This is a genomic window from Streptomyces sp. AHU1, from assembly GCF_045343905.1.
In the GTDB taxonomy this organism is placed as follows: domain Bacteria; phylum Actinomycetota; class Actinomycetes; order Streptomycetales; family Streptomycetaceae; genus Streptomyces; species Streptomyces triticiradicis.
Genome location: NZ_CP174283.1, coordinates 8547813 through 8559349, shown reverse-complemented (window position 1 = coordinate 8559349; position 11537 = coordinate 8547813). Strand labels below are relative to the sequence as shown.

The following is an 11537-nucleotide window of genomic DNA, read 5'->3' as shown; positions in this document are numbered from 1 at the left end:
CGGCCCCCTGGAAACCCGCCACCGTACAAGGGCCGCGCACCGCCCCGCAGACAGTCCTGTCCAGGAGCGGAACACGCCGATTCGCGCGAAGATGCGCCGCCCGTCGTTCGGACGGACCGTTGACGTATGACACATCCACTCGTACCCCCCGGTGAGACCCCGCCCGTCGAGGGCTCCATAGCCGAGGCGCACCAGGAGCAGCCCGACGGCGGGATATGGGATCACCCGTACATATGGCTCGGCTTCATCATCGTGGGCTCGGTGATCGTCGCCGGGTACTTCGTGGCCCGGATCAGCGGGTTCTGAGCCGGAACCGGGCGGGTCGCCCCTCGCCCGCGGACGCGGGGAGTCCCACGCCCCGCGCCTCCTGACTCGCACCTCCTGACTCGCGCCTCCTGTCCGAGGATCCCCCTCCCTTCCTGCCCGAAAGCCGGGATTCCTGCGAGGCTCGAGGGATGGACCGCCTCTGCGAGATCACGTTCCTGCTGCCCGACGACTCCGCGTCGCGGACCTTCCTGGACGAGCTCCGTCGGCTGCTCTCCGAAGTGGCGTACGCCGACTTCACCGCTCCGTCCGGAACGGCCGGCCGGCCGGGTGGGCGGCTGACCCTCACGCCCCCGCGGCCCGCCGGCGCCCGTCCCGTGACGGCGTTCGAGCTCGCGGACGTGGACGCGCCCGAAGTCGCCCTCGACACCGGTCACTCCATCGGCGTGTCGGAGGCCGCCGGCGCTCAGGGCACGGCGGCCCCGCCGCCCCGGATCGGGATGGCGGACCTGACCCGGCGCATGGCCGGGCACGTCCGGCGCGTCGACCACACCGGGGTCAACGTGCCCGCGTGTGTCACGCCGCCCGAGCGGTGGCGCGACCTCCGGACCGTGTTCTCCTCGGCCTCCGCCATGTACCGCTATCCCACCGGCGAGGACTGGCCGTTCGTCCTCCCCGCGACAGCGACCGAACTCGGCACGGACATCGATGAGTTCGTCGTCGGACGTGAGCCCCGGTTCGAGCTGGTCCACGACCGGTGGCTGACCCGGACACTGTGGCAGTTCGCGCTCTGGACCGACCTGACCCGGACGGAACTGGAGCGGTTGTTTCCCGAGCCCGACGGGTTCACGTTCCCCGAACTCGAAGAAGTCTTCCGCGTCGTCCCCGTCGCCGGTCCCTGGCCCGGACTCGACATACGATTCGACCTCTGTTACCGGATCGACGACGGTCCCTCCGCCTGGGAAACCGGCGAATGGCTGGTCACCGAGGGCGGCCGGATCCGCTGAAGCCGCTCAGCGCGGTACGGCCGCCGGCAAGTCGGCTCCCAGCGACGTCGGTTCGGGCAGACTGAGGGTGTATTGGGGGCGTGAGTTCCCAGGCATGGGCCAGTTCACGGGTGGTGTGCGGTCCACGGGCCAGGGTGCGCAGCAGCCGGAGCCGTACCGGATGCCCGGGCGCCTCCAGTCGCGGAGTGACCGTCTCCAGGGGCACCGGCTCCGACGGACCCGGTTCGGCGACGGGGTACTGCACCACCGGCCGCCATCCCGGCGCGTGGACCACGGCCAGGTGGGGGCTGCCGAACACGCTGGGGATGAAGGTGACTCCGGCGCAGGGTGACCGCGCCGGAGACCGACGCGAGCGCCGCCCCGACGCCCTGACGGCGCAGCAGTTCGTTCTTCAGGCGCAGGTCGGTGGCCGGCCGCACGGCGACGTCCGTCCACGCGGCGTCGAAGAACGCCTCGGCGCACTGTTCGAGGGTGTCGCGCACCCGCGCCCGTACCTCGGCCGGATCCGCGAGCAGGCGCTCCGCGAAGGCTTCCTGCCGCACGCCGCGGGCCTGCGCCACGTCCAGGGCCCGCTGGCGCGCGCTCGCGTCGGTGAGCGGTGAGGGCGTGCCGAAGTGGCCCCGGCTGCTGCCGCAGGGCTCGTCACCGCGCTCGCCCCGGACCGGGTCATGGGACGCGTTCTCGCCCGGTTCGAGCTCTCCACGGGGTTCGGTCTCGCCGTCTCCCCCGCGGTCATCACCGCACTCGCGCCCCACGGACCCGCCGCCCTCTGGGGCGGCCTCTCCGTCGCGGCCGCGCGCGTGCGGACGGGCCCCTCGGTCGAGGACTGCTCCGAGTGGAGCCCATGAGTGGTGGGCGTCCGTCCACGCGCCCAGGCTGGCCCACGTGGTGCCCGCCCGCAGCAGGCGGTGGCGGGCGGAGCCCCGCCCCCGCGTCGTGACATCGGCGTGGCCGGGGACGTCGGAGAAACGGGATCGCATGAGGGAACAGCGCATCGGAACGGGCTGTCCGCCGACCGTTCGCGGCAGCGGCGAAGGCGGGAGCACGGGAAACAGCAGCAGTGGCGGCGGGAACGGTGACGGCGGTGGCTGTCGCGGGGGCGGAGGCCACCGCGGCGGCTCCGGACCCGCCCCGGGGCGAACGCCGTACCGTTCCGCGCGACGGCACTCCCGGCGGGCGCGCGCCAAGGCGGCCGTCGCCGCCGCGGGCCTGGCCCTCCTCGGCGTCCTCGCCCCGACGCCCGGCCACGCCGCGGCGGCCTCCGCGGGCGGTCCGCGGCCGGGAGCGCCCGCACGGTTCGTGCCCGGTCCGTGCCCTCGGACGCCCGAACCGGTCCCGGGACGGTGCGGCTACCTGGAGGTTCCCGAGAACCGTGCCCGCCCCGGCGGACGGACGATCCGGCTGGCCGTCGCGATCGTCCCCGCCGTCTCGGGGAAGCGGTCGGCGGATCCGGTCGTGTTCATGGCCGGCGGTCCCGGAGGCGACGCGTTCGGTGACATGCCGTTCGTGATCGGCGCGGGCGTGAACCAGGACCGCGACCTGATCGTCATGACTCAGCGCGGAACGCTCTACGCTCAGCCGAACCTCGCCTGCCCCGAGATCGACCGCTTCTACGCGCAGGCCGTCGGACTGCGCTACGACGCGCCGTCGACCGGACGGCGCCTGGTGCGCGCGACCGGACAGTGCCGGGAGCGTCTCGCGGGCGAAGGCGTCGACCTGAGCGCCTACAACACCACCGAGAACGCGGCCGACTTCGCCGACCTGCGCAAGGCGCTCGGGATCCACCGGTGGAACGTCTACGGATACTCCTACGGCACGGACCTCGGGCTCACCTACCTCCGCCGCCACCCCCAGGGCGTCCGTTCGGTGGCGATCGACTCGGTCGTGCCTCCCCAGATCGTCAGCCTGCCGTGGACCTGGGACAGCGCCCGGGAAGGCATCGGCACCGTCTTCGCCGCCTGCGCGGCCCAGCCGGCGTGCGGGAGCCGCTACCCGAACCTCTCGCGCACACTGACCCAGCAGGTCCGGCGGCTCGAGGCGCACCCCCTGACGGTGATGGCACCGCCCCCGGCGGGAGGCGCGCCGGTCAGGGTCGTCCTCGACGGGGGCGCGCTCGTCAACCTGCTCGTCGCCAACGCCGTCCCGGCCGTCGACGTGCCCGCGGCGCTCGACGAACTCGCCCACGGGAATCCGGAGCGCTTCGCCCGGGCCCGCGCGGCCGGCGCGACACCCGTCATCGGCGAGTTCGCGCACGGCCTCACCCAGTCCGTGGCCTGCAGCGAATGGGTGCCGGGATATTCGCGGGCCGACCTGCTGGCGGCCGGGCGGCGCGCCTTCCCGGGGTGGCCCGACTCGGTGCTGGCCCAGGCACCGCAGCTGCCCTTCGAGCACGACGTGTGCCGCGTCTGGAACGTCCCGGACCGCACCCCGGTCCAGCGGGTGACGACCGTGAGCGACGTGCCGGCGCTCGTGCTCTCGGGAACCTTCGACGCCAAGACGGGGGCCCGCTGGGGCGCGTACGCGGCCCGCACGCTGTCGCGCTCGACCACCGTGCTGATTCCCGGGATCGGCCACTGGGTGGTTCCCCAGTCGCCGTGCGCGGCGAGCGTCCTGACCTCTTTCCTCACGCGTCCCACCGCGCCCGACACCCGCTGTGTCGCGGGCCTGACGCCGAAACCGTTCACCATCGTCCCCGCACTGGAGAAGTCATGACGTCCCTCCGTCCGCCACGCCGTCGCCGCACCGGGCGAGCGCTTCCCGCCGCACTGGCGGGGGCCACGGCCGGCCTCCTGGTCGCCGGTCTCGCCGCGACCCCCGCCGGGGCCGGGACCGGCACCACGACGACCCCGGGCACGGTCGCCCGGACCGCCGGCCCCTCCCGTTTCGTACCCGGCCCCTGCCCACGGACCGCGGACCCGGTCCCCGCTCTGGACGGGGCGAACTGCGGCACGCTCACCGTGCCCGAGAACCGCTCCCGCCCCAGGGGACGGAAGATCACCCTCTCCGTCGCCGTCGTGCCGGCCGCCACCCGCAGACACGCGCCCGACCCGATCGTGTGGTTCGCGGGCGGGCCAGGCGACGACGCCGTCTCCGAGGCCCAGCTGGCGGTCGACGGCGGCCTGAACCGCGACCGGGACGTCATCTTCATGTCCCAGCGGGGGACCTACTCCGCCGATCCGGTGCTGACCTGCCCGAACATCGACGAGTTCAACGCCAGCGTCGTCGGTCTGGTCTACGACGCCCCCTCCACCGGACGTCTGCACGTCCGGGCGACGCGGGCCTGCCGTGACCGGCTGGTGCGGCGCACCGCCGACCTCGGCGCCTACAACACCACCGAGAGCGCCGCCGACTACGCCGACCTGCGCGTCGCGCTGGGCATCCCGCGATGGAACGTGTTCGGCATCTCCTACGGCACGGACCTGGCCCTGACCTACATGCGCACGCACCCGCAGGGCGTCCGGTCCGTCGGCATCGACGGTGTGCTGCCGCCGTCCCTGGCCGGGGGCGCGGTGACCTGGAAAGCCGCGCGCGAGGGCTTCGACGGCCTGTTCGCGGCCTGCGCGCGGCAGCCGGCGTGCAACGAGCGCTATCCCCGTCTGTCGAGGACCTTCCAGGATCTGGTGAGCGAGCTGGAGGCACACCCGGTCACGACCCACGTCACCGTCCCCGGACAGCCCGGACCGGTGAAGGTCGTCATCGACGGCGGCACGCTGGTGACCTGGCTGACCTCCGCCACGCACCTGGCGGCCGGAGTGCCCCGCTCCATCGACGAGCTGGCGCACGGCAACCCGCAGCGGATCGCCGAGCAGTGGGCGGGGGGCAAGCTCAGCCCACAGGCCGTCGGCCGGGTCGCGCACGGGCTCGCCTACGGCGTCTTCTGCGGCGAGTGGACTCCGTACGAGACCGAGGACCAGGTGATCCGGGCGGGGCGGCGCCTGTTCCCCACGTTCCCGCGCTCCGTCCTGGCCAACGCGCCGCAGCTCCCGTTCCTCCACGCCGACTGCCGCGCCTGGAACGTCCCCGCGCAACCGCGTTCCGTCCGCAGCGTGGTGCGCAGCGACATCCCCACCCTGGTCATGTCGGCCGGCTTCGACGCGCAGACGGCACCGAGCAACGGGCCGTACGTGGCCCGTACCCTGAGCCACGCCACCACCGTGACCGTCCCGTACGTCGCCCACGTCGCGTTCGCCGAGTCGCCCTGCGCGCGGACGATCACCACGTCGTTCTTCGACTCGCCGACGGCGGCGGACACGTCGTGCCTCGCGGGGCTTCGGCCGCCGCGGTTCGAGATCGCTCCGTAGGGGCGGGTCAGCATCCCGCGCGGGATGTCCCGGGGCCGCCCCGGCCTCCTGACCCGGCGGGCGCCCTGGGCCAGTCCCCACACGCCGAGGCGGGACGCGGGGATCAGGGTCTTCGCCGCGCTCAGCGCGACCGCCCGGCTGCCGCGCACGGGCTCCGCCGTCACGCGTTCGTGGGCGGGGAAGGCCCGCTCGTGGTCGCCGCCCGCCCGTGCCGGCTCCCCGGCGAGGACGTACGCGCCGACGACGGCCAGGCTGGTGCCGCGCGCCGTACATGCCGGCGGTGCGGCCGACGCCTACGGGGATGAGGAGTTCGCCGTCGAGACCGAGGACTTCCGGGGTGAGCACCGCCGAGGCGTCCACACGGCCGAGGCGTCCGGCGGCGACACGTGTCGCCGCCGGACGCCTCGGCCGTGCTCGTCGGGATCTACCGCCCCCGCGTCACCTGCAGCGGTTGACGTGGCTGAAGTCCACGACCACGCGCTCGGGGCTGTGCAGCTTGGTGACCTTCCACGTGGGTTTGGTCTGGAACGCGGTTCCGAAGCTGACGACCCCTTCGAAGTCCCCGGTCAGAGCCAGGCCCTTCAGCTTGTACAGCGGGATCTTCGCCAGTCGGGGGCCCCTGTAGACCGACGCGCCCGCGTTGTTGTGGGCGACCGCGGGAGACAGCCTGATGGACAGGAAGTAGTTGCCCGTGAGCGGGACCTTCCTCCCGGAGGGGTCGTAGCGGAGTGTGCCGACCCGGCTGACAGCGACGGACGGGGCGCCGCCCTGGATGTCGATGACGAGCCGGTCGTAGGTGCAGTGCCCGGCCCACCGGGCGTTGACGACACGCGCGGGCGACGAAGGCGTGGCGGCCGCCGTCGGCTGGGTGACCGCGGATGCGGGGATCGTGGCGCCGACGGCGGTGAGAACGAGGCCGGCGACAATGGCTGCGCGGGATGGGTGCTGATGCATGACGCCCCCCAGGGCTTTCTGGTGAAGGGGACACGGTTTCACTGGTGGAGACATGTCCGGAAGCCGAATGGTTGCAGTCCCGCGGACTTCTCGTGGCTTGTTTTCGCCGTGGCCCGGATCAGCCGGAGTGAAGGACCCGAAAACGTTCGGGGTCCGCCGGATCCCGGTCGACGACCTGGACCGGCGGCCAGGCCCACTGCCAGACACCGGTGCCCGGCACACGGGAGAACCTGATCCGCCCGCGGGTGCCCTCGACGTCGACGTGCGGCCAGCCCGCGGCGACACCCGCCCGGTCCTCGCCCCGGGAGCGCAGGACGTCGGCGAGGACGGTGACCGAGTCGTAGCCCTCGAAGGCGACGAAGGAGGGTGCCCGGCCCAGCCGCTCGCGCAGGGCCGTCACGACACGCGCGCCCAGTGGCCCCAGGCGCTCCGGCAGATAACGCAGGAACGGGACGGCTGTGCCCTCGTCGCCCAGCAGCGCGGCCCATTCGCCGAACTCCGGCTGTCCGGCCGGGGCGCCGATCATCATCCCGGGCAGGCGCCGGTCACGGCGGACCGACCTGACGATCGACACGGCGGGCTCCGGATGTCCGACCAGGAGGAGGAGCGCCGTCGCGCGACGGCCGGCGAGTTCGTCGCACACGGAGGCGGGGGTCAGCGCGCGCATGTCGAGTTCGACGACGGAACCGCCGTGCGGGGCGAGGCGGTCCCTCAGGAGGGCGGCCCCGGACGCCCAGTAGACACTCGGATCGGCTGCCACGGCGACACGGCTGTGGCCCGCGCCGAGGAGGAAGTCCGCGTAGATCCTCCAGCCGTGGGACTGCACCGGGGCGACACGCGCGACCCACCGCGTCGGCTGTTCGGTGAGCGTGTCGAGAACCGCCGACGAGCAGAGGAACGGCACCCCGAGGGCGTCGGCCCTGGCCGCGGCGGCGCGGGCGACGACGCTGTGGTACTCCCCCACCAGGGCCGCCACGCCCAGCCGGGCCAGTTCGTCCACGGCGGCGACGGCCTTGTCCGGATCGGCCGCGGTGTCCCGCACCACCAGTTCGAGCGGCCTTCCGGCGATCCCGCCGGTGTCGCCGACCTCGCGGACGGCCAGTTCGAGTCCGGCGAGCAGGTGCCGGCCCGCCTCGGCCCAGCCGGGCCGGGACAGGGGCACGAGAGCGCCGATCCGGACGGGTGGTCCGTCGGTCCGCGCCCCCGCGGACGGCGACGGCACGGGCGGTGACGGTGGCGGTGGCGTCTGCATGTGCTGCTGTCTCCCCTGTGGACCGTGTGCTCGTCCTCCTGGGCGCCGGTCCGGCCGCGGAGCGGCGGGTACCGCTCCGCGACCGGACCCGGGCCGCACCAGGAGGTTGCTCTACCCCTTCCTACTTGTAGGTGACGGTGACCGGGGTGCGCACGCTGCGGCGCGGGAGCGTGATGGTCAGCACCTTCGAGGTGTCGTCCCAGTGGTACGCCTGCGGGGACAGACGCGTGCCGGACGCCGAGACCTCCGTGGGCGCGTGGGTCCCCATGAGCGCGATCGTCCACCGGCGGGTCTTCACCTGACCGGCGAAGGAGCCTCGCGCCGGACCGATCGACACCGTGTGACGCTGCCCCTTCTGCCGGTACCGGATCGTCGTCGTGGCGCTCCGGCCCTTGTCCTCGGTGACGCCGTCGTCCTCGTAGAGGCGGAACGTCCCCGGCCGGCCCGCGGCGATGGTGAGCGTGACGTCGGTCAGCGGGTTCCCGTCGTTGCCGGTCACGTCGTGGGTACGGGTGGGCAGGATGCCGCCCGACTTGACGAAGACCGGCATCGAGTCCAGGCCGGTGGTGACGTCCCGGGTGCCCCCGCCGGTGTAGGTCTCGCCGGTGAAGTAGTTCGTCCACCGGCCGGGCGGGAGCCAGACCGAGGTGGTGGCGGAGGTCCCCGGCGTGGTCACGGGGGCGACCAGGACGTCGGAGCCGTAGAAGTACTCGCTGTCGGCGGCGGCGTACGCCTGGGGGTCGTCCGGGTACTCCAGATAGGTGGGGCGGACGATGGGCACGCCGGTGCGGTTCGCCTCCTCGGCGAGCGTGTAGGTGTAGGGCACCAGGTTCTCGCGGAGGTTGAGGAACTTGTCGGCCGACCGCCGCGCGGCGGTGCCGTACTGCCAGGGCAGTCGGTCACTGTGGTTGCTGTGCAGCCGGTCGACGGGCTGGAACGTACCGAACTGGACCCACCGGGCGTACAGGTCGTCGGGGAGTTTGCGCGTGGTGCGGCTCTGCCCGCCCTCGGTGTACTTCTCCGAACCGGTCAGCCCTGTCGTGTCGTTGTGTCCGCCGATGTCGTGGGTGATCGCCGCCATGCCGGTCGCGGCGGACTCCCCGGGGGTGTAGCCGACCTCGAACTTCAACGCGCCCCAGGTCGAGGAGGTGTCGCCGGTGAAGTGGACGGTGCTGCGCTTGTCGGCCCACGGCCCGGTCGGCAGCCCCTGCTGGCCGCTGTAACCGGCCGCCTGCAACGAGCCGTAGGCGCGGGAGAGGACGAATCCGCGGCCGCCGAGGTTCGCGGAACTCGCCGTGGCGTACTGCTGGTTGATCCAGGCGTCGGGCGTGACGCCCCGCAGCGACGACTGCGACGCGTCGCAGCACCAGTCGAGCCACCAGAAGTCGTTGCCCTGCCGGTCCATGGTCCGGTGCAGGTCCATGTACGCCTTGAGCTGGTCCGGGTCGCCGAAGTCGAAGGTGTAGCAGTTGTTCTCGACGGAGGCCCCCGAGGCACAGCCGCCCTTGGTCAGTCTGCCCTTGGCCGTGGCCTGCGCCTGGGCGAACTGAGGGTCGGAGGCGAGGATGCTGGGGTGCACGTTGAGGGTGTTGTGCAGTCCCTGCGAGGCCGACCAGTCGAAGAAGCCCTGGGGATCGGGGAACTTCGCGGTGTCCATCTCCCAACCGCTCCAGGTGTTCCCGGCCTTGAAGTCCGTGTCGGTCACCAGGACGTCCAGTGGGGCGCCTTCGGAGCGGAAGGCGGGGAGGATGGTGTTCTCGTAGTCCGCCGCCGTGCGGTCGATGTACTCCGAGTACCAGACGCCGTAGGCCCATTGGGGAAGCAGTGCGGGCGGTCCGGTCAGGGTGGCCAGATCGGTGAGTCCCCGCTTGTAGTCGTGTCCGTAGCCGAAGACGTAGCCGTCCTGGTAGGGCGCGCCGCCGTGGCCGGGGCGAGGAGTCGCCTTGTGGGCCGTGGCGTCGTACACCGCTGACGACGTGTCGTCGAGGAGGTACCAGCCGTCCCGGTTGAGCAGTCCGGGCGTGGTGGGGACCGAGCCTTCGTTGCCGGTCACCCCGTCGAGTCCCCGGCGGTACCCGCCGAGCGCGAGGTGCGGCGGGGGCGCGGCCGTGCCGGGGGCGGCCACCGAGACGGTGTCCGCGTTGATGTGGCAGCTCGCCGTGTCGGGGCAGCCGAGGGTGATGTCGTTCGTGCCCGCGGTCAGGGTGACGGGCCCCGAGGCCGTCTGCCAGTCGTCCCAGTCCGCCGTCGCGGGGAACGACAGGGTGCCGGTGGTTCCTCCGGCGGAGACGGTGGCGGTGCGCTGCTGGTGGAGGCCGTCGCCGCCGGTGCCGTTGGCGTACCGCACCCGGAGGGTGTAGACGCCGTCGGCGGGCACGCCGGTCACCCGGGTCGTCAGACTCGACCCCTGGTGGAGGTCACCGACGAAGCCGTTGCCGGCGTACCCCTTGTGATCGGTGGCCGCGAACGCCGTGCCCCCGATGCGTCCGGCCTCCGCCTCGCAGCTCGCGCCGTACGCGCAGTCCGTGATCGCGGTGCTGGAGACGGGCGGGTAGGCGTCGCCGGGCCGGACGAGGGCGACGCTGTCGACGTTGACGTCACCGGAGTCCGAGGCGGTCCGGGTCAGGGCGAGGGTGTGGTGGCCCGCGCCGAGCCGGACGCTCGCCGAAGTGACGTTCCAGGTGTCCCAGTTCGCCGTGACCGGCAGGGACACCGTCTGCTGCGCGCCGCCGTCCACGGTGAGCGTCAGCGTACGGGTGCGGGTCTGGCCGTCCCCGCCACGGGAGTTGGCGTAGCGCAGGTCGAACTGATAGGTCCCGGCGTCCTTGACATCGATGTCAGCGGATGCCGAGCTGCCCGTTCCCTCGAATCCCGCGGCGAATCCGCTCCCGGTGTGCCCGGCGTGGTCGGAGGCGACGGAAAGCCCGTCGAGACTCAGGTTCTCGGCCTCGCAGAGCGCGCCGGTCCCGCAGGTCAGACGCTGCCAGGGAGCGGCGGTCACGGGAGTGTCGCCCGCCGTCGACCGCAGGGAGAAGTTCTGGGCGCTGAAGGGGCCCGAGTCGACTTTGTAGCGCAGGCTCATCGCGCTCGTCCTGATGGTGAGCCAGCCGTCGGACGTCGTGGCGCTGTACGCGGCCGGCTCGAACCCCTCGCGGCCGATGGCGTTGAACGTCGGGGCGTCGGTGAGCTTCCGGTCACCCGCGTATTCGGTGCGGATCAGCGTGGGCGAGAGGATCTCGAAGCGGGCGTTCCCCGAGGAGACGGTCGGGAGGCGCAGGCCGTGCGCGCCGCCCGCCGACGGTAAGTCGGCACCCGTCAGGGTCATGGTGGCTGTCACGGCGAGGGCGGCGGCGGCGCTCGCCCGCCGCCGTACGGCTCTCGGCCGTCGCCTCCTCGACGCCTTGGACGTCTTTGACGCAGTCGTCATACGCAACATCCGTTCTGCTCTCAGCAGGGGGACGTGTCCCCCTGTGCCGGTCGAGACCCGGAGTCGCCTTGCCGCGCACGGGCGGTGTTCGGGCTGCGGCATCCTCCGGCGGTGCGGCGGTGCGGCGGTGCGGCGGTGCGGCGGTGCGGCGGTGCGGCGGTGCGGCGGTGCGGCGGTGCGGGACGATACGCGGCCTCGGGCCCGCGCCCGAAGAGATCAACCCTGGGAATCAGAGCATGCCGACTCTCGCGCTGTCCATATGGCCGACCTCGGTGTTCTGCCCGGGCACCCCGGCCGGTCCGTGTCGTTCCGGTCCCGTTCCACGGCGGCGG

The 11537-nt window shown here is 72.9% G+C and carries 7 protein-coding genes and 3 pseudogenes; 5 read left to right on the top strand and 5 right to left on the bottom strand.

Annotated features, from left to right (window positions below):
* Positions 1-126: 126 nt before the first annotated feature.
* Both ACICHK_RS37790 and ACICHK_RS37785 read left to right on the top strand, forming a co-directional pair.
* Positions 127-306: a DUF6480 family protein gene (locus ACICHK_RS37790; RefSeq protein ID WP_151469604.1), complete on the top strand. Its 180-nt coding sequence runs from the start codon at positions 127-129 to the stop codon at positions 304-306.
* Positions 307-455: 149 nt separating this feature from the next.
* Entirely contained in the window at positions 456-1271 is an 816-nt protein-coding gene (locus tag ACICHK_RS37785; RefSeq protein ID WP_406840482.1) for a hypothetical protein, read from the top strand.
* Between the two features lie 6 nt (positions 1272-1277).
* On the opposite strand, the pseudogene ACICHK_RS37780 reads toward ACICHK_RS37785, so the two are convergent.
* A pseudogene (locus ACICHK_RS37780) lies at positions 1278-1906 on the bottom strand (DUF5937 family protein); the annotation flags it as partial.
* Between ACICHK_RS37780 and ACICHK_RS37775 the strand changes: the two are divergent.
* The 3 genes and pseudogenes from ACICHK_RS37775 to ACICHK_RS37765 all read left to right on the top strand — a co-directional run.
* A pseudogene (locus ACICHK_RS37775) lies at positions 1898-2119 on the top strand (MFS transporter); the annotation flags it as partial. The pseudogenes ACICHK_RS37780 and ACICHK_RS37775 overlap by 9 nt on opposite strands.
* Before the next feature lie 451 nt (positions 2120-2570).
* Complete coding sequence (locus ACICHK_RS37770) at positions 2571-3983, top strand: alpha/beta fold hydrolase (protein WP_406841434.1); 1413 nt, start codon at positions 2571-2573, stop codon at positions 3981-3983.
* Positions 3980-5572 carry an alpha/beta fold hydrolase gene (locus ACICHK_RS37765; RefSeq protein WP_406840481.1) on the top strand — a complete coding sequence of 531 codons (1593 nt, stop codon included), beginning with the start codon at positions 3980-3982 and terminating at the stop codon, positions 5570-5572. The genes ACICHK_RS37770 and ACICHK_RS37765 overlap by 4 nt, the downstream gene beginning before the upstream one ends.
* Positions 5573-5622: 50 nt before the next feature.
* Here ACICHK_RS37765 and ACICHK_RS37760 read toward each other — a convergent pair.
* From ACICHK_RS37760 to ACICHK_RS37745, 4 genes and pseudogenes are all read right to left on the bottom strand, one after another.
* A pseudogene (locus ACICHK_RS37760) lies at positions 5623-5832 on the bottom strand (FAD-dependent oxidoreductase); the annotation flags it as partial.
* A 178-nt stretch (positions 5833-6010) separates the two neighbouring features.
* Positions 6011-6526, bottom strand: a complete 516-nt coding sequence (locus ACICHK_RS37755; protein ID WP_406840480.1) for a hypothetical protein — start codon at positions 6524-6526, stop codon at positions 6011-6013.
* 118 nt (positions 6527-6644) lie between these two features.
* Complete coding sequence (locus ACICHK_RS37750; protein ID WP_406840479.1) at positions 6645-7778, bottom strand: ABC transporter substrate-binding protein; 1134 nt, start codon at positions 7776-7778, stop codon at positions 6645-6647.
* Positions 7779-7899: 121 nt separating this feature from the next.
* The gene (locus ACICHK_RS37745) at positions 7900-11103 is read right to left on the bottom strand and encodes a TIM-barrel domain-containing protein (RefSeq protein WP_406841433.1); all 3204 of its coding nucleotides are present in this window, start codon (positions 11101-11103) and stop codon (positions 7900-7902) included.
* Between the last annotated feature and the right edge of the window lie 434 nt (positions 11104-11537).